A 23879-nucleotide genomic window follows, 5' to 3' on the forward strand; every position below is an offset into this window, starting at 1 on the left:
CCCCGGAACCACCCCCCGCGAGCCGAACCCGTCGTCGTCCCACCACTCGCCCACACGGGAGCCTGCGACCCGAGCCGCCCACACCACCGCCCGGGCATTCACCAGCCCCACCCGCCGCCCCAGAACCACCCCGCACGGGCCCGGGCCGTCGTCGTCCCACCGTTCGTCCGAGCCCATGCCTGAGGCCCTGGCCGCCCACAGCCCCACCGGGGACGCACCAGCCCCACGCTCCCCGTACGCCGCCCCCCAGTCCGCCCCCAGTCCGCCCTGCCCGGCGCACTCGGTCGCGTGGGTGTCCGCGGCGCGGAGGCACGGTGCCACGGCCGCCCACAGCACCGCCGGGAACCCCCCGGATCCACGCTTCAGCCCGTGCTGCCACGATCCTTCCGTCGGCAGGGCACGGGGAGTTCGAGGGCACCGGCTACCCTCCCCCTCGTGACCACCCAACCCGCCTTCACCCCGCCGCCGAACGCCCGTGCCTACCGCCTCGACACCTCCCGCGGCGCCTTCGCCGTCGTCGACCACCCCGTCGCCGCCGGCATCGACGCCCGGGGCACCGCCCTGCTGCTCCCCGGATTCACCGGCAGCAAGGAGGACTTCACGCTCATGCAGGAGCCGCTGGCGGCGCGCGGCTACCGCACGATCGCCGTGGACGGACGCGGACAGCACGAGTCGGACGGCCCGGAGGACGACGAATCGGCTTACGCGCGGGGCGAGTTGGCGAGGGACGTCCTGGCGCAGGCGGAGGCCCTCGGCGCCCGCGACACCCCGTTGCACCTCTTCGGTCACTCGCTGGGCGGCCAGATCGCCCGCGCGGCCGTCCTCATCGACCACACGCCGTTCCGGTCACTCACCCTCATGGCGTCGGGCCCCGCCCGGATCTCCGACTCCCAGCAGCAGCGCGTGAAACTCCTGCGGGACGCGCTCGCGGTGATGACGATGGCCGAGACCTGGGAGGCGATCCTCGCGATGGGTCCGCCCGAGGAGGTCGGCGGTCCGGCCAAGGGCATCGGCGGCCAGGACCTGCTGCGGCGCCGCTGGCTCGGCACGAAGCCCGCCCAACTGCTCGCCACGGGACGGCAGTTGACCACGGAGCCGGATCGCGTCGACGAACTCGCCGCCCTGCCGCTGCCGTTCCACGTCCTGTCCGGCGCCAGCGACGACACCTGGCCGGTCCCGATGCTCGACGACATGGCCGTACGGCTGAAGGCCCGCCGCACGGTCATCCCGGGCGCCGAGCACTCCCCCAACGCCGACCAGCCGCTGCCCACCGCCCGGGCGGTCGCCGACTTCTGGGACAGCCTCGCCCGCAGCTAGTACTGCGCCTGCAGATGCTCCCAGAACCCGTCGCGCAACGCGCGCCGCAGATCGGCCTGCCCGCGCAGGGAGTACTGGAGCAGTCCCTCGGCCTCCACCAGCAGGTCCTGGTCCACCGACCCGGGCAGATAGGGATGCCCGGGCAGCAGCTCCACGAGTGACTCCCGGCCGCGCGCCGCGAGCCACTTCGCCGCGATCTGCGCGCCGACGAAGCGGACGTCCTCCCGCGAGGGCCGGGGCCCCGCCCCCTCGTAGGCGGCGGCCGTGCGCCGGGAGACGTACGGCTTGAAGAAGTCGAGGTCGAAGGTGCGCTGGCTGTCGACCTCCCAGAGCAGCGGCTCGGCCTGGTTGCGGCCCTCCGGTGCCTCGATCCCCCACAGGTGCACCCGCGCCCCGTACCCCTGGGCCGCCTCGACCGCCGACACCAGGTCCTCGTCCCCGCCGAGCAGCGCCGCGTCGCTGATGGCGCGGTGCCTGGCCAGGGACTCCAGATCGGTCCGGATCAGGGAGTCGACGCCCTTCTGCTGGTTGTTGGCGTTGAGGTTCCCCAGGCGCACCTTCACATCGGGGAGCTCGGCGATCGACTGCTGCTCGGCGGTGTGGATGCGGCGCCGGGCGCCGTCGTACCAGTAGACCCGCAGCAGCCTGCTGTCCGCGAAGATCGTGCGGGCCCGGTCGATGAGCGCCTCGATCAGGCCCTCGGCGTCCAGGTCGAAGGCGCGGCGGTCCTCGGTGCCGGCGACCAGCCGCCCCGCGGCCGCGTAGAGATAGCCCGCGTCCACGAAGATCGCATGGGTCGAAGGCGTCTTCGCCACCTCGGCGAGCATGCGTTGCAGCAGCTCGTTGGTGCGGTCGATGCGGGCGGAGAGTGCGCCGAGGTCGTCGTTCATCACCTCCATTGTCCCGGCGGTCACGCTGCGAACACAACCGGTCCCGGTCAGTCTCCTCTTGATCGTCGACGCATCACCTACCGGTCGGTAGTTAGTCGTTCGAAAAATTTCTTTAGCGTAGGGAATGTTTGTAACGTGAAGCACGTTACCTAGGTGTGTAACCGAGTAGTTCTCCTCAGGAGGATGACCAGACGAAGGGAGAAGCCATGCGCTTCGAAATCATGCGACTCGACGAGTTCGACGGCACGCCCGTGGACAGCACCGTCGTGGACGCCGCCTCCGTCAACCGGATCGTTCAGCAGGCCGCCGCGACGGGGCAGCGACTGTGGATCCGACCCGCCGAGACCACGGCCTCGTAACAGCCGCGGAGCACCGAAGAAGCTTCGAAGCCCCCGTACGCCACTCACGGCGTACGGGGGCTTCGCGCGTCCGCGGCTCAGGCGCCCTGGATCACCTGGGTCACGCCGTTGATGATCTGCTGCACGGCGATCGCGGAGAGCATCATGCCCGCGAGCCGGGTCACCAGGACCACGCCGCCGTCCTTGATGACGCGGATGATGAGCAGCGAGTAGCGCATGACGATCCACAGCACGACATGGATGGCGACGATCGCCGACCACACCGACACCTGCGTCGCGGCGCTGTCGGCCTTCTGCACGGCGAGGATGACCGACACGATCGCACCCGGCCCTGCCAGCAGCGGCATGCCCAGCGGGACGAGCGCGACGTTGACGTCCTTGGTCTGCTTCGGCTCGTCGGTCTTGCCGGTGAGCAGGTCGAGCGCGATCAGCAGGAGCAGCAGCCCGCCCGCGATCATCAGCGCGGGGACGGAGACATGCAGGTAGTTGAGGATCTGGTGACCGAGGAGTCCGAACACCGCGATCACCCCGCCCGCGACACAGACGGCCTGGAAGGCCATCCGCTTCTGCACCTTGGCCGGCCGGCCCGCGGTGAGCGCGAGGAAGATCGGGGTGATCCCGGGGGGATCCATGATGACGAACAGGGTCAGGAACAGGGAGCCGAAGACGGCGACGTCGAACATGCGTGAGGGGCCTTGCGAGTGAGGGAGAACGCGCGGTGGGCAGGCAGCGCCGTGCGATGCCGCTACCGCGGGGGACAGTTGTTCCGCGAGGGGGAACGGACGGGCACGGCCGGCGGCGCCGGGTGCCCGGAAACGGACGTGAAGGTGATCGACCTGCGCTTGTGGGCCTAGGCCCCGCCGGTCCCCGGCACGGGGAAGGCCCCGGTCGCCCGGCGCGTGATCTCGCCGTACACCTCGGGATCCGTCGTGTACTCACCGAGCGCGCACGTCTTGCGGCTGCCGTGGTAGTCGCTGGACCCGGTCGGCAGCAGCCCGAGCTCCTTGGCGAGCCCGCGCAGCCGCGCGCGGGTGTCGGGGTCGTGGTCCATGTGGTCGACCTCGATGCCGTCGAGCCCGGCCGCGGCCAGCTCGGCGATCGCGGACTCCGGCACCGTACGGCCGCGCTTGCTCGCGGCGGGATGCGCGAACACGGTCACGCCACCCGCGGCCTTGACCAGCCGGATCGCCTCGAACGGGTCGGTCTCGTGCTTCGCCACATAGGCCCGGCCGCCGTCGGCGAGCCAGTCCTCGGTGAAGGCGTCGCCCACGCTCGGGACGACCCCGAGCTCGACCAGCGCGGAGGCGACGTGCGGCCGCCCGACCGAGCCGTCGCCGGCGATCCGCAGCACCTGGTCCCAGGTGACGGGCACACCCAGCTCGTTGAGCTTGGCGACCATGCCCTGGGCCCGGGGCACCCGGTCGTCCCGCACGAGCTCCCGCTCGGCGAGCAGCGCGGGCTCCTCGGGGTCGAAGAGGTAGGCCAGCATGTGCATGCTGATGCCGTCGATACGACAGGACAGCTCGGCGCCGGTGACGAGCGTGAGCCCGTCGGGCAGCGCGGCGAGGGCCTCGGCGTACCCGCGGGTGGTGTCGTGATCGGTGAGCGCCACGACGTCCAGCCCGGCCGCACCGGCATTGCGCACCAGCTCAGCGGGGGTGTCCGTACCGTCGGAAGCGGTGGAGTGGGTGTGCAGATCGATACGCACGACGCGAACTCCAGACGGGGACGGCAGGAAGTGGACGCTCAAGGATAACCAGATTTTCAACGACGCCTGTCACACCCGTACAGCCGAGCGCCCCTTACATCAGCCCACCCAGGGGCGCGGGAACTGCGCGACCAGCCACACACCACCCGCAGCCGCCCGACAAGCGACACCCCCGACCCGGTGGGCGCTACGGCTCCAGCAACCGCGGCGACAACGCCCCGCAGGGCACCAGCTCCACTTCGGCCCCCGCATCCCGCAGGTCCGTCAGCACGAGCTCGTCGTACATCAACAGCCCCGACTGCTCGGGCCACATGACCGCCCACAGCCACATCCCGAGCGCCTCCCCCGCGAACACGGCACGGTCGTCGGGCGTGCCCGACACATGCCACAGCGGTGTGGGCCGCCCGGCGGCGAGGACCTTGGCCTGGGGCGGCTTCTCGACGTTCATGTACGACCCGGGGTCCGGGCCGTCGATGCCGGCGTAGCGCGCACCGAGCCCGACTCCCAGCTCCTCCGCGACGAGGATCAGCTCGCCCATGCCGCCGAGCGGCCCGGGCCCGGAGCAGGCCACCACACTGCCTCTGCCGCCGCTGCGGTCGTCCCCCGCGCTGGCGACTCCGGTGAACAGCCAGCCGATCGGCAGCGGCCACGGCATCCACACGGGCACCTGCGTGCGGTGCACGACCACACCGAGGGCCTCGACGCTGGGCGGGATCACGGGCTGCACCGGATGCACGGTGCCGTGCAGGTCGCATTGCCAGGTGTCGGCGAAGAGTCCGGGAGCCCTGACCCGGCCACCACACTTCGGGCAACTGGGTTCGCCCCTCATAGGCCCCCACGGTCCTACCCCTCGTCCGCCACGTCAAGGACGATCACCCGTCCGGACGGAACCGGCACGGGAAACCCGGATCCGGCCGATATAGATGTAGCTTGCATTAATTAGCCTAGCTAACATATTCTGTGCAGTAGCCATCTACATCAGTCCGGATTGGAGAACGGTATGGACCCCTTCGACGCGGGAGCGGGCGGCCTTCTGCGGCAGCCGCGGGCCGTGTGGGCGACCGCCGGCGCGTCCGTCGTCGCCTTCATGGGCATCGGACTCGTCGACCCGATCCTGCCGTCCATCGCCGGCGGCCTGAACGCCACGCCCGGCCAGGTCTCCCTGCTCTTCACCTCGTACTTCCTCATCACGGCCGTCGCGATGCTGCTCACCGGCTTCGTCTCGAGCCGGATCGGCGGCCGCAGGACCCTGCTGCTCGGCCTCGCGTTCGTGGTCGTCTTCGCCGGGCTCGCGGGCACGTCCGGATCGGTCGGCGAACTGGTCGGGTTCCGGGCGGGCTGGGGGCTCGGCAACGCGCTGTTCGTCTCCACCGCCCTCGCCGTCATCGTCGGCGCGGCGGCCGGCGGCAGCGCGGCGGCGATCCTGCTCTACGAGTCCGCCCTCGGCCTCGGCATGGCGTGCGGACCGCTGCTGGGCGCCCTGCTCGGCGACGCGAACTGGCGCTACCCCTTCTTCGGTACGGCCTTCCTGATGGCCGTCGGCTTCCTGTGCATCGCGGCCTTCCTCAAGGAGCAGCCGAAGCCGGCCCGCAAGACCTCGCTGCTGGACCCGCTCAAGGCCCTCGGCCACGGCGGCCTGGCATCCGCGGCGGTCTCGGCGTTCTTCTACAACTACACGTTCTTCACCGTGCTGGCCTTCACGCCGTTCGTGCTGAACATGAGCCCGTACCGGTCGGGCGCGGTGTTCTTCGCCTGGGGCGTGCTGCTGGCGGTGTTCTCGGTCATCGTGGCCCCCCGCATGCAGAAGCGGTTCGGTTCGCTGAAGGTGCTCGGCGGGTCACTGGTGCTGCTCGCGGCGGACGTCCTGGTCCTCGGCTACGGCGACCACACCACCGCCGTCGTCTGCACGATCCTCTCCGGCGCGTTCATCGGCGTGAACAACACCGTCTACACGGAGCTGGCCCTGGGCGTCTCGGACGCGCCGCGCCCCGTGGCGAGCGCGGGCTACAACTTCGTCCGGTGGTTCGCCGCGGCGGCGGCGCCCTACTTCGCGCCGCGGATCGAGGAGTGGACCGGCAGCCTGCGCGTCCCGTTCGTGGTGGCGGCCGTCACCGCCGTCGCGGGCGCGCTCGTGGTCCTCGTACGGCGCAACGCGCTGACCCACGAGGCAGAGGAGCTGGAGACGCGGCACGCGACGCAGGACGGCGTCACGGTGTTCGCCAACTGACGCTTTTCAGCCACCGGTTGGTGAGGTTCCTCACTCAAGCGGGACGGACCTGCGGGCGGGATCCCGCAGGTCCGTCCCGCTGGTGAGCCAGCGCTCCTGGAGCGCCTGGGCGCCGTGCACCCGCTTCCAGGCGGCCTCGTTCGGCGTCATGGGGAGCAGCGGCAGGAAGCGCACGGGGTCCAGGGGCTCATCCAGCTCCAGGTCCTCGACCAGGCCGCCCGGCTCGGCGACCAGGACCGAGGTGAACGGGGCGCCGGGCCACAGCGGTTCACCGACGTCCAGCGAGGCACCCGGGGCCACGATCAGGCCCTCGACCTGCGGGGACGCGGCGAGCACGGCGAGCGGACGGAGCACCTTGTCGGTGTCGGCGATCCCGGCGCGCACCGACAGGACCAGCTCCGCGCGCGGCCCCTTGACCGGGTCGGCGACGACCGCGGTGGGGTCGCTCATGGGCTGCGCGGACATGCCGAGCGTGGCGTAGCGGACGATGTCGCCCTCCTGGAAACGGAGCACCTCGATGCGTTCCGTACCGAGGAAGGTGACCGCCGCGCGGGCGCCCGGTTCGCCCAGTGCGGTGCGCAACCGGGCTTCGACCAGAGGAAGAACATCAGCCATGCCGCGAGCATAGAACTCGTCAGTACAGGGCAAAGCAGCGCCTTGACACTGCAGTCGGCTGATAGTCTTGCCCGGTGTTCGGGGCAGCACGCAGAAGCGTCGCTATCGAGTCTCGACGCCGATGAAATCTCCCCTACGGGGAACCCCATACGGGGTATGGAACGTCCCTCACGAGGGACCGGCCGGAGGAGGTGGGGCTGTCATGGATCGAAGTCGACCGTGCAGTACCACTCGCTCTTCCCGCCGCTGATGTAGCTGATCCGGCTGTTCCGCTCCGGCTGACCGCCGTCCCTTCACGCTTGCGTCCTCCCACGGAAGAGCACTTCGTTTCGCTTTGCCTGATCGGTCTGATCTGAATCAGCAACGAAGCCCACCACCGCAACGGTGCGGTGCTCCCCGCTTTGTGGACGTGCCAAACATCCTGAGGTCAGGACGTCCCCATTCCGGGCAGTTCCAGCCGTGCTGCGGCCCTCCGAAGCTTCGTTGCCCGTTGCGAAGGAGCCTGCTCATGTCGATGATCCGAGACCTGCGCGCCGTGGTCCGTCCGGCCCGTACGTCGCTGCGCAAGGACAGCGGCGCCTACGACACCACCCGCGACCCCGCGACTCCCTCGGCCGTGGTCGACTGCGCCGTCTACCGCGACGGCCGCCGTCTGGAGACCGAGCAGCCGCTGACCCCGCACGAGGCGATGCGCCAGGTGCGGCGCGACGGGGGCTTCGTGTGGATCGGGCTGCACGAGCCCACCGAGGCCGAATTCTCCGGTATCGCCGGTGAGTTCGGACTGCACCCGCTGGCCGTCGAGGACGCCGTGCAGGCACACCAGCGCCCCAAGCTGGAGCGCTACGACGACTCCCTGTTCACCGTCTTCAAGACCATCCACTACGTCGAGCACGACGAGCTCACCGCCAACAGCGAGGTCGTCGAGACCGGCGAGGTCATGTGCTTCACCGGCCGGGACTTCTTCATCACCGTCCGGCACGGCGGGCAGGGCTCGCTGCGCGCGCTGCGGCACCGCCTCCAGGACGACCCCGAGCTGCTCGCCAAGGGCCCGTCGGCCGTGCTGCACGCCATCGCCGACCATGTCGTCGACGGGTACATCGCCGTCGCCGACGCGGTGCAGGACGACATCGACGAGGTGGAGACCGAGGTGTTCTCGCCCGGGCGCAAGGGCACACCGCGCGGCACCGACGCCGGCCGGATCTACCAACTCAAGCGTGAGGTGCTGGAGTTCAAGCGGGCGGTGTCACCGCTGCTGCGGCCCATGCAGCTGCTGAGCGAGCGGCCGATGCGGCTGATCGACCCCGACATCCAGAAGTACTTCCGGGACGTCGCCGACCATGTCGCGCGCGTGCACGAGCAGGTCATCGGCTTCGACGAGCTCCTCAACTCGATCCTCCAGGCCAACCTCGCCCAGGCGTCCGTCGCGCAGAACGAGGACATGCGGAAGATCACCTCGTGGGCCGCGATCATCGCCGTACCGACGATGGTGTGCGGTGTGTACGGCATGAACTTCGACTACATGCCGGAGACGCACTGGAAGTACGGCTACCCGGTGATCCTGAGCGTCACGGTGGCGATCTGTCTCGGCATCCACCGCACGCTGAAGCGCAACGGCTGGCTCTGACCGGAGCGGATCCGGCGCCCCGGCCGGCCGGGGCGCCGCTGGATAGTCTTGGGGCCATGACAAGCGAGCTGCTCGACCAGGCCCTCGTCGAGGAGGCCACCAAGAAGTCCGGCCTCATCTGGGTCAGGGGCCCCGGTGCCCCGGCCCGGGCGCTGTGGCACGTGTGGCACGAGGGTGCGGCCTGTGTCGTCGGCGACGGCCCGGGTGAGCAGCCGCTGCCGGGGCTGGCCGACGGGGCCGAGGCCGAGGTGACGGTCCGCAGCAAGGACAAGGGCGGCCGGCTGGTCTCCTGGACGGCGAAGGTCGTCGAGCTCGGCGCGGGCTCCGAGCAGTGGGAGGCGACGGTCGGCGAGCTCAAGGGCAAGCGTCTGAACGCCCCCGACGGCGAGGCGATGCCGGGGCGCTGGGCCCGTGAGTGCCGGGTGCTGCGCCTGGAGCCGACGGGGGCCGTAGCGGCGCTGCCGGAGGGGTCGCTGGCCGAGGCGCCGCTGCCGTCCGCGGCGACGACGCGTCAGCCTATTCCGGCGGGGTTGCCGCGGCTGCTGTTGAAGCGGCGTCGCTGAGACGTCGACTGCCGCGCCGTCGTGGCTGGTCGCGGTTCCCCGCGCCCCTGGGGCGCTGCTGGACCGCAGCCGAATCAGCCGCGCTGCTTCGGGGCGCGCTGCTACGACGTCGGCAGCTGCTTGCCGTAGTCCACGGTGTCGCCCTTCTTCGGCTTCTCCAGGGCGAAGTCCTTGCCCCAGTCGGAGAAGGTGAGGGTGCCGCCGCCGCCCGCCCGGGTCAGCAGCAGGGGATAGGGGTCACCCTCCAGGGAGACGTCGAGGGTGCCGCCGGAGCCCTTGTCGCCGGTGATGCGGATGGTGCGCAGGCCCGCCTGCTCGTGGTGGCCGTCCGTCTCCACCTTGCCGTGCAGCGTCAGCAGTCCGTCGAGGAGCACGTCCTTGTCCGTGAAGCCGCTGAACTTCTTGTACGCCGGGTCGCCCTGCGGCACCTTCACGAACTTGCCGTTCAGCTTGTCCACGGCCCCGGCGTCCGCCTTGCCGTCGTTGCCCGCGTCGCTCCAGAAACCGGAGTCGGCCTTCAGGTAGAGCTGCTCGCCGATCCGCAGCAACTGGAAGGTGGATCCCTGCGCGGCGACCGATCCCGTGGCTCCGTCGGCCTTGAGCTGCATGTCGAGCTCGTAGGTGCGCCCGGAGGTGACCACGTTGCCGGCCAGGTGGACCGCTTCGGCCGCGTCGGCGGCCGCACGGGCCTTGCGCTGGATGTCGGCGACCGGCAGCCTGCCGACCCCGTTGGTGCCCTCGTCCGGGTCCTCACTGCATCCCGTCAGTCCCGTTCCCGACACGACCAGGGCGCAGATGGCGGTCACCAGCGCGGCCCGGCGAGTACGACCCTGGGGCATCGCAGTCACAGGTGGGGCTGCCTTTCTGTCGTGGGACCTGAGCGGCGTACGGCAGCGTACCCGCACGTCACCCCCCGGGCGGAGCCGGTCCGTCCGGACCTCTCACCAGGGCGTATCGGATCCGGACGGGCTAGCCTGAAGCCCACCCGAGCGGGCAATTCGACAAAAGGCGGCACGGCAGCGCAGCCTCGACAGCAACACGCACACCCGGCACGCAAAGGAGCCTCAGCCATGGCAGCCGGCGCTCCCCGGATCTTCGTCTCGCATCTCGCCGGTATCGCCGTCTTCGACCCGAACGGCGACCAGGTGGGACGCGTGCGCGATCTGGTCGTCATGCTCCGGGTCGGCCGGCGTCCCCCGCGGCTGCTCGGCCTCGTCGTCGAACTCTCCACCCGGCGCCGCATCTTCCTGCCCATGACCCGCGTGACCGGCGTCGAGTCCGGCCAGGTCATCACCACCGGTGTGCTCAACGTCCGCCGCTTCGAACAGCGCCCCACCGAGCGCCTCGTCTTCGGCGAGCTCCTGGACCGGCGCGTCATCCTCGTCGAGACCGGCGAGGAGGTCACCGTCCTCGATCTGTCGGTCGGGCAGCTGCCGGCCCGCCGGGACTGGGAGATCGACAAGATCTTCGTGCGCAAGGGCGGCCGCAGCGGCCCCCTGCGGCGCGCCAAGGGCGAGTCGCTGACCGTCGAGTGGTCCGCCGTCACCGGCTTCTCCCTGGAGGAGCAGGGGCAGGGCGCCGAGTCCCTCCTGGCCACCTTCGAGCAGCTGCGGCCCGCCGACCTCGCCAACGTCCTGCACCACCTCTCCCCCAAGCGCCGCGCGGAGGTCGCGGCCGCCCTCGACGACGACCGGCTGGCCGACGTCCTGGAGGAGCTGCCCGAGGACGACCAGATCGAGATCCTCGGCAAGCTGAAGCAGGAGCGGGCCGCCGACGTCCTGGAGGCCATGGACCCCGACGACGCGGCCGACCTGCTCAGCGAGCTCCCGACGGACGAGCAGGAACGGCTGCTGAGCCTGATGCAGCCCGCCGACGCGGCCGACATGCGCCGTCTGATGGCGTACGAGGAGCACACGGCCGGCGGTCTGATGACGACCGAGCCGATCATCCTGCGGCCCGACGCCACCGTCGCCGACGCCCTCGCCCGCGTCCGCAACCCCGACCTGTCCCCGGCCCTCGCCGCCCAGGTGTACGTCTGCCGGCCGCCCGACGAGACGCCCACCGGCAAGTACCTCGGCACGGTCCACTTCCAGCGCCTGCTGCGCGACCCGCCGTACACCCTGGTCAGCGCGCTGCTCGACGAGGCGCTCGAAGCGCTGGAGCCGGACGCCGCGCTGCCGGTCGTGGCCGGGTTCTTCGCCACGTACGACATGGTCGCGGCCCCGGTCGTGGACGACTCGGGGTCGCTCCTGGGCGCGGTGACCGTGGACGACGTACTGGACCATCTGCTGCCCGACGACTGGCGGGAGACGGAGTTCCATCTGGACGAGGACACGGGTGAGGGGGTGCCAGGGCATGGTGCATGAGCGTGAGAGCGCGCGCGAGCGCACGGCCTCGGGCGCCACCGCGGCCTCCCGGGCGCCCCGCGCGCGCCTCGACCAACCCCGCCCGCCGCGCCGCCGGCTCCTGCCGGAGTGGGACCCGGAGGCCTTCGGACGGCTCTCGGAGCGCATCGCGCGCTTCCTGGGCACGGGACGGTTCATCGTCTGGATGACGGTCGTCATCATCGTGTGGGTGCTGTGGAACATCTTCGCGCCCGGCGTGCTGAAGTTCGACGAGTACCCGTTCATCTTCCTGACCCTGATGCTCTCGCTCCAGGCCTCCTACGCCGCCCCGCTGATCCTGCTGGCTCAGAACCGGCAGGACGACCGCGACCGGGTCAACCTCGAACAGGACCGCAAGCAGAACGAGCGGTCCATCGCGGACACCGAGTACCTGACCCGCGAGATCGCCTCCCTGCGCATCGGACTGGGCGAGGTGGCCACCCGCGACTGGATGCGCTCGGAGCTCCAGGACCTGATGAAGGAGCTGGAGGAGCGGCACAACGGTCACCGCGAGCACGGGGTATTCCCGGCGGATCGGTCGCGCGGACGTGACGTAGACGACCGCTGACGGCCTTTCCGGGGCATGGCTACCGGGCCGTACCATCGTCCTTATGGCTACGGAAGACGCGGTGCGCGAGGCACTGGCGACGGTGAACGACCCCGAGATCAACCGCCCCATCACGGAACTCGGGATGGTCAAGTCGGTGGAGATCGGTGCGGACGGTGCGGTCGCGGTCACCGTGTACCTGACGGTCTCCGGCTGCCCGATGCGCGAGACGATCACGCAGCGTGTGACGGACGCCGTCGCCGCGGTCGAGGGCGTCACCCGCGTCGACGTCACGCTCGACGTGATGAGCGACGAACAGCGCAAGGAGCTGGCGAACGCCCTGCGCGGCGGCACCGCCGAGCGCGAGGTCCCCTTCGCCAAGCCCGGCTCGCTGACCCGCGTCTACGCGGTCGCCTCCGGCAAGGGCGGCGTCGGCAAGTCCTCCGTCACGGTCAACCTGGCCGCGGCGATGGCCGCCGACGGCCTGAAGGTGGGCGTCGTCGACGCCGACATCTACGGCCACAGCGTGCCGCGCATGCTGGGTGCCGACGGGCGCCCGACCCAGGTCGAGAACATGATCATGCCGCCGTCGGCGAACGGCGTGAAGGTCATCTCCATCGGCATGTTCACGCCCGGCAACGCCCCGGTCGTGTGGCGCGGCCCGATGCTCCACCGCGCCCTCCAGCAGTTCCTGGCGGACGTGTACTGGGGCGACCTGGACGTCCTGCTCCTGGACCTCCCGCCCGGCACCGGTGACATCGCGATCTCCGTCGCCCAGCTGGTCCCGAACGCCGAGATCCTGGTCGTGACGACCCCGCAGCAGGCCGCCGCCGAGGTCGCCGAGCGGGCCGGCTCGATCGCCGTCCAGACCCATCAGAAGATCGTCGGCGTGGTCGAGAACATGTCCGGCCTGCCGTGCCCGCACTGCGGCGAGATGGTCGACGTCTTCGGCACCGGCGGCGGCCAGATGGTCGCCGAGGGCCTGACCCGCACGACCGGCGCGAACGTCCCGGTCCTCGGCAGCATCCCCATCGACGTCCGCCTGCGCGAGGGCGGCGACGAGGGCAAGCCGGTCGTCCTGACCGACCCGGACAGCCCGGCGGGCTCGGCCCTGCGCGCCATCGCGGGCAAGCTGGGCGGCCGCCAGCGGGGCCTGTCGGGCATGTCCCTGGGCATCACGCCGCGCAACAAGTTCTAGAGAACGTCCTCCGGGGAGCGCCCCGTCAGGGGCGCGGGGAACTGCGCGACCAGCCACAACGCATCCGCAGCCGCCGGACGTCATCAAGCGCTACGGCGAGGGGGCACCGAAATCCCACGGTGCCCCCATTGACCTACGCGTACTCCCCGATGTCCTTGATCACGGCGAACCCGAGCCCGTACGCGCTCATCCCGCGCCCGTACGCCCCCACGTGCACCCCCGCCTGAGTGGACCCGGCAAGCACCCACCCGAACTCGGACTCGCGGTAGTGGAAGGGCGTCGGCACCCCGTCGACCGGCAGGGACAGCGTCGACCACGCCGACCCGGCGAGATCGTCGGCCAGAGCCCACGCCGTCTCCGTCTGCTGCTCCAGCCAGTCGTCCCGCAGCGTGTGGTCCATCTGCCCGGGCCACGTGAACGTCAGCAGCCCGACGCCCGCGAGCCACGCCGCCGAGGACACCGAGGTGGCCTCCAGCAGCCCCGTTCCGTCGGCACTGCGCCGGGACGGATTCGCGGCGACGGTCACCACGACCGCGAACTTCTCCCGGTCCTCCGTCGCCTCGTTACGCACGGAGGGCTCGTCCCCGTGCCCGATCGATCCGTGTTCCACGGCCCCGTCGGCCGCCGTACCGACCTGCATCAGCCAACGCGGCCCCGTGAAGGCCTCATCGAGGCCGTACCACGGGAAGGGCGCCAGCAGGTAGCCGTCGACCGTGCGCCGGGCAGAGGGGACCTGCTGTCCGCTCTCCGCGGCCGGTTCCTGCGCGACTGCGCGACTAGTCGTCTGACTCGTCGTCTCCATGTGCCCGGACGCCTCCTCGCTCTCGCCGGACCAGCCCGGCCCGCCCCCCTTCGGGCGTACTCGTCCGGTCCGCACAACAACTCGGCAGCATAGCCACACCGCTCCGAGCAGCATGGAAACCGCCCGGCGCGTGGGGCGCACGGAGGGCGGGATCAGGCCGTGTGCGACCCGGGCGGAGTATGAGAAGCGTCACGTACGGGTGCCGACCGCTCCCGTGTTCGTACGGCTCAGGTGGCGTCCGCGTCGTACGGCGGGCGCTCCTCGCGGGGGCTCTCCGGCTTCTTCGTCATGTCGATGCTGCCGCCGGAGGAGCCCGAGGAGCCGGACGAGGACGGCGAGTCCGACTCACGGCTGTGCACGGCGTCGGTGACCTCGGCCATTTCCTTCTTCAGGTCGAAGCCGTTGCGGATCTCCTTGAGCCCCAGTTCATCGTTGTCCAGCTGCTTGCGGATGAACGTCTTGGGGTTGAGGTCCTCGAACTCGAAGTCCTTGAACTCCGGGCCGAGTTCCTGCCGGATGTCCTCCTTGGCGCTCTCCGAGAACTCGCGGATCTTACGGATCGTCCGCGTGGCGTCCTGGATCAGCTTCGGGAGCTTGTCCGGACCGAAGACGAGCACGGCGAGGACGATGAGCGTCACCAGCTCGAGCGGTCCTATGTCATTGAACACCTGAAGCTCCTTGCGATGTCCTCGGTCGGCTCCACGGTACCCGGCGATCCGCTACGACCGGTACTGTCCCGAGGCCTCCGAATGCGTGTGGGCGTGCGGTTTTCCGGGTTGTTTGCCTTGTCAGGGCCCGTGTGGGGGGTGACACGGCTCACGCTGAGAGGTTTCTGTGAGTCCCCGCCCCCGCTCAGCCACCGCTCGACGAGCCCAGGGTCAGGGAGATCGTGACCTCCTTGCCGCCGCGCTCCAGGGTCAGCTTCAGCCGGTCACCGGGGCGGTGGGCACGGGTCTTGACGATGAGTTCCTCACCGGAGTGGACGCGCTGCCCGTCGACCTCGGTGATGACGTCGCCCGGCTCGATGCCGGCCTTGTCGCCGGGGCCGCCGCCGGTGACCGCGGAGCCGCCGTCGCTGCCCTTGGTGCCCACGCGTGCCCCGTCGCCCGCGTAGTCCATGTCGAGGGTGACGCCGATGACCGGGTGCGTCGCCCTGCCGGTGTTGATCAGCTCCTCGGCCACGCGCTTGGCCTGGTTGACCGGGATCGCGAACCCCAGCCCGATGGAACCGGCCTGGGCGCCTTCGAGGTCGGATCCGGTGTCGGCGGAACGGATCGCGGAGTTGATGCCGACCACCCGGGCCCGGGCGTCGAGGAGAGGGCCGCCGGAGTTGCCGGGGTTGATGGGGGCGTCGGTCTGCAACGCGTCCACGTACGACACGTCGCTCGCGTCGCCGCTCTCGCCGCCGGCCGTGATGGGCCGCTCCTTGGCGCTGATGATGCCCGAGGTGACCGTGCCCTCCAGGTCGAACGGGGCGCCGATGGCGACGACCGGGTCGCCGACCTGGACGTTGTCGGAGTTGCCGAGCGGCAGGGGCTTCAGGCCGCTGACTCCGCCGACCTTCACGACGGCGAGGTCGTAGCCGCTGTCGCGGCCGACGACGGTGGCCTTGGCGGTGTCGCCGCTGTGGAAGGTCACGGATATCTCGCCGTTGTCGCCCGCGGGTTCCACGACGTGGTTGTTGGTGAGGATGTGACCTCGGTCGTCGAGCACGAAGCCGGTGCCGGTGCCCTGCTCCTCGCGGCCGCTCACATGGAGGGTCACGACACTGGGCAGTGCGCGGGCCGCGATCCCGGCGACGCTGTCCGGTGCCCGCCCGACGGACTCGGCGTCGGCCTGCGGCAGCTCGACGCCTCCCAGGCCCCCATTGCGCTCCAGATACGCCCCCACGACACCGCCGACGCCGCCGGACACCAACGCCAGCACCAGCGCCCCGACGAACAGCACCTTCTTGGCCCGCTTACGCCTCTGCTCCTTACTGGCGACAGCGACCCCGTTCTGCTGCAGCGGCGCCACGGGCCGCGCCGCGAGAGCCCAGGGGTCGTAGTTCTGCCAGGGATTGGCGGGGGGCGGCGCGTCGACGGGGACGGCGGTCTGCACGGGAGCGGGGGTGGAGGCAGGGGCGGGGACTGCGGTCTGAGCCGGGACGGCGGTGCCCGCGGGCGGGGTCTGAGCCGGGACGGCGGTGCCCGCGGGCGGGGCCTGGGCCGGCACGGCGGTATCGGCAGTCGCGGTCTGAGCCGGGACGGCGGTGCCCGCGGGCGGGGCCTGGGCCGGCACGGAGGTATCGGCAGTCGCGGTCTGAGCCGGGACGGCGGTGCCCGCGGCCGGGGCCTGGCCACCGAGCGAGTCGTCGGGGGCGGGGCGCGCCGCCTGAACCGGGGCGGCGAGGTCCGGAGCCGGCGCCTGGGCCGGGACCGGGATGCCCGAAGGCGGGGCGGCAGGGATAGAGGGCCCTGGCGGCGTCGCTACGGCCGTCCCGTGGGCCGGTGTGGTCGCCGGGTGCTGGACCGGCGGTGCGGGCGCCCAGGGGCCCGGCTCGCCGTAGGGCGGGGTGCTGTAGGGGTCGGGGTCGTGGAGGGGCTTGGGCCGCTCCACGACGGGGACCGCCGGAGCGGTTGCCTGCTCGGAGCGCTTGTCCGTGCTCACCGCTGCCGACGTGAGCTCCTCGGCCGGCCGAGCCAGCTCGAAGTCGCCCTCGTGGGAGGCCGTGCCGGCGCCGCCACTCGCGGCGGGCCGAAGCTCGAAGTCGCCCAAGTCGGAGGCCGAGTCGCCTCGGCCACTCCCAGCGGGCCGAAGTTCGAAGTCCCCGTCGCCCCAAGCCCCGCCGTCCCCGACCGCGCTCGCCGCCGGCCGTGCCAACTCGAAGTCACCGTCGGCGGAGGCCAAGTCACGACCGGCGGAGCCGATCTCACGGTCGGCAGAGCCTGTCTCACCGCCGTCGCCCGCGGCAGGCCGCAGCTCGTAGTCGCCGGAGGGATCCCCGGCGGAGACCCGCTCCCCGGCGCTCTCGGGTGCCGTCTCGTTCGGCGTCGGTGCCGTCTCGTCCGCCTGGCCCGAGGCCCCCTGCGGTCGAGGTCGGTTCCACCACTTCGCCTTCGCGGGCTTCCCCTCGTTCATGTTCTGCTTCCTACTCGCTGCCGACCGATGCTCGAGTAGGACGCGGGCCTTCCGAAGAACCCGCCCGAACGCGTTCCCTGGTTCCTCCGCAGGCCGCCACCGGGAGATGTCCCGGCGCCCGAAATGCCTACTCGACACTGCGCTGTCGCGCTCGGCTTCCCTCGGGAAACCGGCGACTTCGTGCTACCTCCCCCACCCGCACGCGGCGACAACGGCGACCGCGGTTCCTCGACTCCGCGCCCGGCCCGCAGGGCACGGCGCGCGGCCCACCCCGGATTCAATCAGGTTCGTGGGCCGCTGCGCAGAGGCCGGTCAGCGGTTGACGGCCGAGGAGGGGGACGACGTCGCGTCGGGGACGGGTGCGGCGAGCAGACCCGGGGTCGCGGTGATCCCGGCGTCCGAGGACCAGGCGGTCAGGGTGAGGGGCGGGGTCGCACTGAGCGGGCGTATCAGCGGGGACATGGCGGCCGCGCCGGCCACCACGGGTGCCGTCAGGCTGTGCATCTCCTGGTCGGCGCCCTGGGCCGGCATCCCGGGCAGCAGCGGGGCCGACACCTCGGTCGAGGCCGCCGGGGTGCCGAGCGTGCGCTGCCCCTGTCCCTGGGCGAGCAGCGGGCCCGCGCCACGGCGGCGCTGGTTCTCGGGTGCGGTCGCGGCGCCGGTGCCCTGCGTCCGCGTCGGCGTCACATTGCTGCCGCCCGAGCTGCCACGGGCCTCGGTGTCGGCCGGCACGCTGGTCGTGACTCCGCCCAGCGCGATGGCGGCCAGTGACACCGCGCCCGCCGCGACGAACGCGAACCGCATACGCGAGGACGCGGAGCGATCGGTGTCGGGACGGCCCACGGGGTGGGTGCGGAAGCCGCGGTCGGAGGCGGGGAGCGACGGGGCGTGCGGGCCCGCGGGAACGTATCCGAACTCGAAGCGCTCGCCGCGCTTCACGCCGAAGGCCCCGGTGGTGCCAGGGCGTCCGGACAGTCCGCCGAACCCTCCCCCGCCCAGCGGCGAGCCGCCGCCGTCCAGGTCACCTCCCCCGGGGAGGCCCTGAAGGCGGGCCAGGAAACTCTCGGAGGGAGGCGGCGGGGCCGCCTCCGCGAAGACGTTCTTCAGCCGGCGCTGCGCGTCGACCTCGGATTTGCACTTGGCGCAGGTCGCCAGATGGGCGAGAACCCGCTCGCGCGTCTCATGACCGAGCTCTCCGTCGACGAGGGCGGAGAGTCGGTCGCCTAGGTGCTGCTCGGCCAGGAGTCGTTCGGCCGGATTGGGTCGGGAGCCACTCACGCGGGCGCGCCCCCTCCCCCCAGCGCGGCCACACGCGGCACGAAGGAGCGGCGCTCGGCGCGCGCCTCCGGCGAGCGGTGGGCGAGGGCCTTGCGCAGCTGCGAGCGGCCCCGGTGGATACGGGAGCGGACCGTGCCGAGCTTGACGCCGAGGGTGGCGGCGATCTCCTCGTACGACAGTCCTTCGATGTCACAGAGGACGACGGCGGCCCGGAACTCGGGCGCGAGGGTGTCGAGGGCCTGCTGGACGTCCGCGTCGAAGTGGGCGTCGTTGAAGACCTGCTGCGGCGTGGGCTCCTTGCTGGGCAGCCGCTCGGCCGCGTCCTCCCCCAGCGCGTCGAAGCGGATGCGCTGCTTGCGGCGCACCATGTCCAGGAAGAGGTTGGTGGTGATGCGGTGCAGCCAACCCTCGAAGGTGCCCGGCGTATAGGTCGACAGGGACCGGAAGACACGGACGAAGACCTCTTGCGTGAGGTCCTCGGCGTCGTGCTGGTTTCCGGTGAGGCGGTACGCCAGTCGGTAGACCCGGCCGCTGTGCGTGCTGACGATCTCCTCCCAGGTGGGCGGAGTCCACGCCTGCCCGTCCGCGTCGGTGGAGAAGGTCGCGGTCTGGGCGAAGTCGCCGGCGTGACTGTGGTCAGCGGTGTCGTTCACGGATTTCGGCCTGCCCGCCGATCCGAGGAAGCGCCGCAGCACTCCTCCCCGATCCACAGGCGCAGCCGCACCTCCCCTGTCGGCTCTGGTGGTGTCCAGTGGAGCCCCTACCATAGCCACCTCGCCCGTTAGCTCCGGATAAGCGGTTTTACGAGAATTTGATCTCGGCCGGGACGGCTGGTGCGCCTGCGTCGGCGCCTGCTCGCGGCCTCGCTCGTCGTCGTGATCCAACTGTGTCCCCCCGCTCGTCTTCCCACCCCTCTAAACGCCTGGTCCCATCTGCGGGTTCCCGGCCGCAACGGATACAGTCACGCCCAGGCAACCACGGGGACAGGAGAGGGCCATTACCGGCAACCGGCAGACGAGCTGGGCGTTCGCCGACGCCTACGTCGCCGAGGACGACGTCCTGCGCTGGGCCCGGGACCGGGCCCGTGAGGCGGGGCTGCGCTCGGTGTCGCCCGGCACGGGCGCCGCGCTGAGGATGCTCGCCGCCACCGTGGACGCCAAGGCCGTCGCGGAGATCGGCACCGGTACCGGCGTCTCCGGGATCCACCTCCTGCACGGCATGCGCCCGGACGGCGTCCTGACCACCGTCGACCCCGAGCCGGAGCACCAGCAGTTCGCCCGCCAGGCCTTCCGCGCCTCCGGTTTCGCCAGCAACCGCGCCCGCTTCATCCCGGGCCGCGCCCTGGACGTCCTGCCCCGGCTCGCGGACGCGGGCTATGACCTCGTCTTCTGCGACGGCGACCGGCTCGAGTTTCTCGACTATCTCGCTGAATCGTTGCGCCTGCTGCGTCCGGGTGGCCTGGTCGCCTTCGAGGGCGTCTTCACCAACGGCCGCACGGTCGACTCGGGCCCTCAGCCCACCGAGGTCATACGTATCCGGGAGCTGCTGCGCGCGGTGCGCGAGAGCCAGGACCTGGTGCCCTCGCTGCTGCCGGTGGGGGACGGGCTGCTGTGCGCGGTCAAGCGCTGACCGTCCGACCCGACCGGCCGTACGTCATCGCGGGCGGAAGAGACACGCGAGGTTCCGCAGACGCAGCGACCCCGGCACCATGGGTGATGCCGGGGCCGCCGAAAAGGTAGGGTCGCTGCCGCGTCAGCCGACGACCTTCTTGAGGGCGTCGCCGAGCGCGTCGGCCTCGTCAGGGGTCAGCTCGACGACGAGCCGACCGCCGCCTTCGAGCGGAACGCGCATGACGATGCCCCGCCCCTCCTTGGTCACCTCGAGCGGGCCATCGCCCGTCCGCGGCTTCATGGCCGCCATGCTCGTTCCCCTTCCTGAAACCAGCTCATCGTCAAAGCCGACGGCCCCATGGAGGGCACGCACGTCTGACACAGACACGCGACACCGGCATCGAACACATTGCTTCCAAGCCATTATCCCGCATCTCAGGACCCGATGACCAACATCAGTCGGCATCGCTTGGGCAACGCACGCGAGCAAAACCACTCAATTCGGCGATGTGACTGCGATACTGCGCCACCGCACGCACTTCGGCCGAACGGAACCGGACGCAATTTCTTTGACGCAGGTCACACGTCCGGTCAGACCCGTTGTCCGTGATCTCCGCCATGCTGTCCTCAGACATTCGCGTACCGACCGGTACGACCGAACCGCGACAGCGGAGGGGATACGCCATGGCCGACACCGTGCTCTACGAGGTGAGCGACGGACTCGCGACGATCACGCTGAACCGCCCCGAGGCGATGAACGCGCTGAACGTCGCGGCCAAGGTCGCTCTGCGGGACGCGGTCCAGGCCGCGGCGGGCGACGACGCCGTACGGGCCGTGCTGCTGACGGCGGCAGGCGAGCGGGCGTTCTGCGTGGGCCAGGACCTGAAGGAGCACATCGGGCTGCTGATCTCCGACCGGGAGACCGGGTCGGGGCAGACCATGAGCACCGTGCGAGAGCACTACAACCCGATCGTGCGGGCGCTGGCCGGGATGCGGAAGCCGGTCGTGGCCGGGGTGAACGGGGTCGCGGCCGGGGCGGGCTTCGGGTTCGCGCTGGCAGCGGACTACCGGGTCGTGGCCGACACCGCGGCCTTCAACACGTCCTTCGCGGGGGTCGCGCTCACCGCCGACTCCGGGATCTCCTGGACGCTGCCGCGGGTGGTCGGCCCGGGCCGCGCCGCCGACCTGCTGCTCTTCCCGCGGAACATCAAGGCGCAGGAGGCGTACGAGCTGGGGATCGCGAACCGGCTGGTGCCCGCGGGCGAGCTGCGTGCGGAGGCCGAGAAGGTGGCGCGGGCGCTGGCCGAGGGGCCGACGGTGGCGTACGGGGCGCTCAAGGAGGCGGTGGCGTTCGGGCTGTCGCACTCGCTGGAGGAGACCTTGGAGAAGGAGGACGAGTTGCAGACGCGGGCCGGGTCTTCCGAGGACCATGCGATCGCGGTGCATGCCTTCGTCAACAAAGAGAAGCCGAAGTATCTGGGCCGATGAGTTCGGGGTGGCGCCGTCGGAGGCTGCGGGCCGGTGGGGGCTGGTCGCGCAGTTCCCCGCGCCCCTAATCGGCGCTTCGCGCCACGCATGATGCCAAGTGATCGTCGACCAGACCGCACGCCTGCATCAGGGCGTATGCCGTCGTCGGTCCCACGAAGCGCAGGCCCCGCTTCTTCAGAGCCTTCGACAGGGCCGTCGACTCCGGGGTGACCGCCGGGACGTCCGCCAGGGTCTTCGGGGCCGGGCGGGCGGCCGGGTCGGGGGCGTGGGACCAGATCAGGTCGTCCAGGTCGCCGGGGGTCCACTCGGCCAGCGCGCGTGCGTTGGCCATGGTCGCCTCGATCTTCGCCCGGTTGCGGATGATGCCGGCATCCGCGAGGAGGCGGTCCTTGTCGGCGTCCGTGAAGGTGGCGACCTTGGCGATCTCGAAGCCCGCGAAAGCGGCGCGGAAGCCCTCGCGCCGCCGCAGGATCGTGATCCAGGACAGGCCCGACTGGAAGGCCTCCAGGCTGAGCCGTTCGAAGAGGGCGTCGTCCCCGTGGACCGGGCGGCCCCACTCCTCGTCGTGATACGTCACGTAGTCCGGGGTGGACAGGGCCCAGGGGCAGCGCAGGGCGCCGTCGGGGCCCGCGACAGCCTCGCCGTCACTCACTGCTGGTCCTCCGGGGCGGGCTTCTCCATGGAGATGTGGCCGGGTGAGGGCTGGGCGCCGGCCAGGGCGGACTCCAGGTCGGCGATGCGGGCGTCACGCTCGGCGAGCTCGGCGCCGAGGCGGCTGAGGGCGTCGTCGACGTCGGCCATGCGGTAGCCGCGGGCGGAGAGCGGGAAGCGGAGGCTGTCGATGTCGGCGCGACCGACCGGGCGGTCCGGGGGCAGCGGGTCCTGGAGACGCTCGGGCGCGGCCTCCGGCAGCGGGCCGCCGCCCTCGCCGCCGCCCACCACGGCGAGCGTCACCGCGGTGACCACGACGGCCAGCGCGACGACCAGGAACAGGAACATAACCATCGCTGTGGCCCCCACGGTCCGGTGAATGCGTGCGGTCGAGTGTGTCAGGGTCCGATCGTGCCATGCGACTCTGACGGTTAAGGTCGCAGGCGGCCGAAAGGCCAGGACGTACCAGGACGCTCAAGGAGAGGTCACAGGGGATGCTCAGGCTGGGCAGGCGCGAGTTCGACGCGCACGAGCCGGTGATCATGGCGATCGTGAACCGGACCCCGGACTCCTTCTACGACCAGGGGGCGACGTTCCGCGACGAGCCGGCCCTCGCGCGCGTGGAGCAGGCGGTCGCCGAGGGGGCCGCGATCATCGACATCGGCGGGGTCAAGGCCGGACCGGGCGAAGAGGTGACCGCCGAGGAGGAGGCACGGCGCACGGTCGGGTTCGTGGCCGAGGTGCGGCGGCGCTTCCCCGACGTCGTGATCAGCGTGGACACCTGGCGGGCCGAGGTGGGCGCAGCGGTCTGCGAGGCCGGTGCCGATGTGCTGAACGACGCGTGGGGCGGCGTGGACCCCGGCCTCGCGGAGGTCGCCGCGCGCTACGGGGTGGGGCTGGTCTGCACGCACGCCGGAGGCGCGGAGCCCCGGACGCGGCCGCACCGGGTGACGTACGACGACATCATGGCCGACGTGCTGCGGGTGACCGTGGGACTGGCCGAGCGGGCGCTGGCGCTGGGGGTGCCGCGGGAGTCGATCATGATCGACCCGGGGCACGACTTCGGGAAGAACACCCGGCACAGCCTGGAGGCGACCCGGCGGCTCGGGGAGATGGTGGAGACGGGCTGGCCGGTGCTGGTCTCCCTGTCCAACAAGGACTTCGTCGGGGAGACCCTGGACAAGCCCGTCAAGGAGCGGGTGGTGGGGACGCTGGCGACGACCGCGGTGTCGGCGTGGCTGGGCGCGCAGGTGTACCGGGTCCATGAGGTGGCGGAGACCCGGCAGGTGCTGGACATGGTGGCGTCGATCGCGGGCCACCGGCCGCCCGCGGTGGCCCGGCGGGGGCTGGCGTAACGCCTTTCTTCGCCCCCGCCGCCCCTACCCGTCCCGTCCCCGGGGGCTGCCGCCCCCGGACCCCCGCTTCGGCCCCGAAAGGGCCTCGTCCTCAAACGCCGGACGGGCTGGAAGAACACACGCCGGACGGGCTGGAAGAACAC

General features: G+C 71.3%; 25 protein-coding genes. 11 read left to right on the plus strand and 14 right to left on the minus strand.

The features are described 5' to 3' along the window. Nucleotides 1-435 precede the first annotated feature (435 nt). On the plus strand, nucleotides 436-1317 hold the full coding sequence (locus ACGFW6_RS30130) for an alpha/beta fold hydrolase (protein WP_393516637.1): 882 nt from the start codon (nucleotides 436-438) through the stop codon (nucleotides 1315-1317). Here the strand turns inward: ACGFW6_RS30130 and ACGFW6_RS30135 are convergent. After that, nucleotides 1314-2207, minus strand: a complete 894-nt coding sequence (locus ACGFW6_RS30135; protein ID WP_393516640.1) for an NYN domain-containing protein — start codon at nucleotides 2205-2207, stop codon at nucleotides 1314-1316. The genes ACGFW6_RS30130 and ACGFW6_RS30135 overlap by 4 nt on opposite strands. A 206-nt stretch (nucleotides 2208-2413) precedes the next feature. Here ACGFW6_RS30135 and ACGFW6_RS30140 point away from each other — a divergent pair, with 206 nt between their 5' ends. After that, entirely contained in the window at nucleotides 2414-2566 is a 153-nt protein-coding gene (locus ACGFW6_RS30140) for a hypothetical protein (protein WP_093747204.1), read from the plus strand. Between the two features lie 77 nt (nucleotides 2567-2643). On the opposite strand, the gene ACGFW6_RS30145 is transcribed toward ACGFW6_RS30140, so the two are convergent. The 3 genes from ACGFW6_RS30145 to ACGFW6_RS30155 form a co-directional block, all read right to left on the minus strand. Beyond that, on the minus strand, nucleotides 2644-3249 hold the full coding sequence (locus ACGFW6_RS30145) for a MarC family protein (protein WP_393516643.1): 606 nt from the start codon (nucleotides 3247-3249) through the stop codon (nucleotides 2644-2646). Between the two features lie 167 nt (nucleotides 3250-3416). Then, nucleotides 3417-4274, minus strand: coding sequence for a PHP domain-containing protein (locus tag ACGFW6_RS30150; RefSeq protein WP_393516646.1), 858 nt, complete (start codon nucleotides 4272-4274; stop codon nucleotides 3417-3419). Nucleotides 4275-4461: 187 nt separating this feature from the next. Then, complete coding sequence (locus ACGFW6_RS30155) at nucleotides 4462-5103, minus strand: DUF6758 family protein (protein WP_393516649.1); 642 nt, start codon at nucleotides 5101-5103, stop codon at nucleotides 4462-4464. Between the two features lie 171 nt (nucleotides 5104-5274). Here ACGFW6_RS30155 and ACGFW6_RS30160 point away from each other — a divergent pair, with 171 nt between their 5' ends. Next, nucleotides 5275-6501 (plus strand): MFS transporter, encoded by a 1227-nt coding sequence (locus ACGFW6_RS30160; RefSeq protein ID WP_393516652.1) that lies wholly within the window; start codon nucleotides 5275-5277, stop codon nucleotides 6499-6501. A 30-nt stretch (nucleotides 6502-6531) separates the two neighbouring features. Here the strand turns inward: ACGFW6_RS30160 and ACGFW6_RS30165 are convergent, their stop codons facing one another. Then, nucleotides 6532-7116, minus strand: coding sequence for a suppressor of fused domain protein (locus ACGFW6_RS30165; RefSeq protein WP_393516655.1), 585 nt, complete (start codon nucleotides 7114-7116; stop codon nucleotides 6532-6534). 508 nt (nucleotides 7117-7624) lie between these two features. On the opposite strand from ACGFW6_RS30165, the gene ACGFW6_RS30170 reads away from it, so the two are divergent. Both ACGFW6_RS30170 and ACGFW6_RS30175 read left to right on the plus strand, forming a co-directional pair. Then, the gene (locus ACGFW6_RS30170) at nucleotides 7625-8740 is read left to right on the plus strand and encodes a magnesium and cobalt transport protein CorA (protein ID WP_393516657.1); all 1116 of its coding nucleotides are present in this window, start codon (nucleotides 7625-7627) and stop codon (nucleotides 8738-8740) included. Nucleotides 8741-8796: 56 nt separating this feature from the next. Then, entirely contained in the window at nucleotides 8797-9303 is a 507-nt protein-coding gene (locus ACGFW6_RS30175; protein WP_393516659.1) for a hypothetical protein, read from the plus strand. Between the two features lie 101 nt (nucleotides 9304-9404). Here ACGFW6_RS30175 and ACGFW6_RS30180 read toward each other — a convergent pair whose 3' ends face one another. After that, nucleotides 9405-10151, minus strand: a complete 747-nt coding sequence (locus ACGFW6_RS30180; RefSeq protein ID WP_393516661.1) for a hypothetical protein — start codon at nucleotides 10149-10151, stop codon at nucleotides 9405-9407. Between the two features lie 222 nt (nucleotides 10152-10373). Between ACGFW6_RS30180 and ACGFW6_RS30185 the strand changes: the two genes are divergently transcribed. The 3 genes from ACGFW6_RS30185 to ACGFW6_RS30195 are packed head-to-tail and all read left to right on the plus strand — an operon-like array spanning nucleotide 10374 to nucleotide 13432. Next, nucleotides 10374-11669 carry a magnesium transporter MgtE N-terminal domain-containing protein gene (locus tag ACGFW6_RS30185; protein WP_393516663.1) on the plus strand — a complete coding sequence of 432 codons (1296 nt, stop codon included), beginning with the start codon at nucleotides 10374-10376 and terminating at the stop codon, nucleotides 11667-11669. Then, the gene (locus ACGFW6_RS30190; protein ID WP_393516666.1) at nucleotides 11659-12255 is read left to right on the plus strand and encodes a DUF1003 domain-containing protein; all 597 of its coding nucleotides are present in this window, start codon (nucleotides 11659-11661) and stop codon (nucleotides 12253-12255) included. Before ACGFW6_RS30185 ends, ACGFW6_RS30190 begins: the two co-directional genes overlap by 11 nt. Nucleotides 12256-12298: 43 nt before the next feature. Further along, nucleotides 12299-13432 (plus strand): Mrp/NBP35 family ATP-binding protein, encoded by a 1134-nt coding sequence (locus ACGFW6_RS30195; RefSeq protein ID WP_393516669.1) that lies wholly within the window; start codon nucleotides 12299-12301, stop codon nucleotides 13430-13432. A 133-nt stretch (nucleotides 13433-13565) separates the two neighbouring features. Here ACGFW6_RS30195 and ACGFW6_RS30200 read toward each other — a convergent pair whose 3' ends face one another. The 5 genes from ACGFW6_RS30200 to sigE all read right to left on the minus strand — a co-directional run bounded on the left by ACGFW6_RS30200 (nucleotide 13566) and on the right by sigE (nucleotide 19327). Then, a complete protein-coding gene (locus ACGFW6_RS30200; protein WP_393516672.1) occupies nucleotides 13566-14234 on the minus strand; it encodes a hypothetical protein in 669 nt (222 codons plus the stop codon). A 227-nt stretch (nucleotides 14235-14461) separates the two neighbouring features. Further along, a complete protein-coding gene (locus tag ACGFW6_RS30205) occupies nucleotides 14462-14902 on the minus strand; it encodes a sec-independent translocase (protein WP_393516674.1) in 441 nt (146 codons plus the stop codon). A gap of 184 nt (nucleotides 14903-15086) precedes the next feature. Continuing rightward, nucleotides 15087-17354 (minus strand): trypsin-like peptidase domain-containing protein, encoded by a 2268-nt coding sequence (locus ACGFW6_RS30210; RefSeq protein ID WP_393516677.1) that lies wholly within the window; start codon nucleotides 17352-17354, stop codon nucleotides 15087-15089. 312 nt (nucleotides 17355-17666) lie between these two features. After that, nucleotides 17667-18632: an anti-sigma factor family protein gene (locus ACGFW6_RS30215; RefSeq protein WP_393516680.1), complete on the minus strand. Its 966-nt coding sequence runs from the start codon at nucleotides 18630-18632 to the stop codon at nucleotides 17667-17669. Continuing rightward, entirely contained in the window at nucleotides 18629-19327 is a 699-nt protein-coding gene (gene sigE / locus ACGFW6_RS30220) for an RNA polymerase sigma factor SigE (RefSeq protein ID WP_125529651.1), read from the minus strand. Before sigE ends, ACGFW6_RS30215 begins: the two co-directional genes overlap by 4 nt. Nucleotides 19328-19562: 235 nt before the next feature. On the opposite strand from sigE, the gene ACGFW6_RS30225 reads away from it, so the two are divergent. Further along, nucleotides 19563-20261, plus strand: a complete 699-nt coding sequence (locus tag ACGFW6_RS30225) for an O-methyltransferase (RefSeq protein WP_393516703.1) — start codon at nucleotides 19563-19565, stop codon at nucleotides 20259-20261. A gap of 123 nt (nucleotides 20262-20384) precedes the next feature. Here the strand turns inward: ACGFW6_RS30225 and ACGFW6_RS30230 are convergent, their stop codons facing one another. Beyond that, on the minus strand, nucleotides 20385-20552 hold the full coding sequence (locus tag ACGFW6_RS30230; protein ID WP_003966491.1) for a DUF3117 domain-containing protein: 168 nt from the start codon (nucleotides 20550-20552) through the stop codon (nucleotides 20385-20387). Between the two features lie 374 nt (nucleotides 20553-20926). Here ACGFW6_RS30230 and ACGFW6_RS30235 point away from each other — a divergent pair, with 374 nt between their 5' ends. Next, nucleotides 20927-21730 (plus strand): enoyl-CoA hydratase/isomerase family protein, encoded by an 804-nt coding sequence (locus ACGFW6_RS30235; RefSeq protein ID WP_393516683.1) that lies wholly within the window; start codon nucleotides 20927-20929, stop codon nucleotides 21728-21730. Nucleotides 21731-21794: 64 nt separating this feature from the next. On the opposite strand, the gene ACGFW6_RS30240 is transcribed toward ACGFW6_RS30235, so the two are convergent. Further along, nucleotides 21795-22382, minus strand: coding sequence for a DNA-3-methyladenine glycosylase I (locus tag ACGFW6_RS30240; protein ID WP_393516686.1), 588 nt, complete (start codon nucleotides 22380-22382; stop codon nucleotides 21795-21797). Beyond that, nucleotides 22379-22729 carry a DivIVA domain-containing protein gene (locus ACGFW6_RS30245; RefSeq protein WP_393516706.1) on the minus strand — a complete coding sequence of 117 codons (351 nt, stop codon included), beginning with the start codon at nucleotides 22727-22729 and terminating at the stop codon, nucleotides 22379-22381. Before ACGFW6_RS30245 ends, ACGFW6_RS30240 begins: the two co-directional genes overlap by 4 nt. Nucleotides 22730-22875: 146 nt before the next feature. On the opposite strand from ACGFW6_RS30245, the gene folP reads away from it, so the two are divergent. Next, a complete protein-coding gene (gene folP, locus ACGFW6_RS30250; protein ID WP_359405284.1) occupies nucleotides 22876-23736 on the plus strand; it encodes a dihydropteroate synthase in 861 nt (286 codons plus the stop codon). The last annotated feature ends 143 nt before the right edge of the window (nucleotides 23737-23879 follow it).

This window comes from Streptomyces sp. Y7 (assembly GCF_043195415.1).
Taxonomy (GTDB): Bacteria; Actinomycetota; Actinomycetes; order Streptomycetales; family Streptomycetaceae; genus Streptomyces.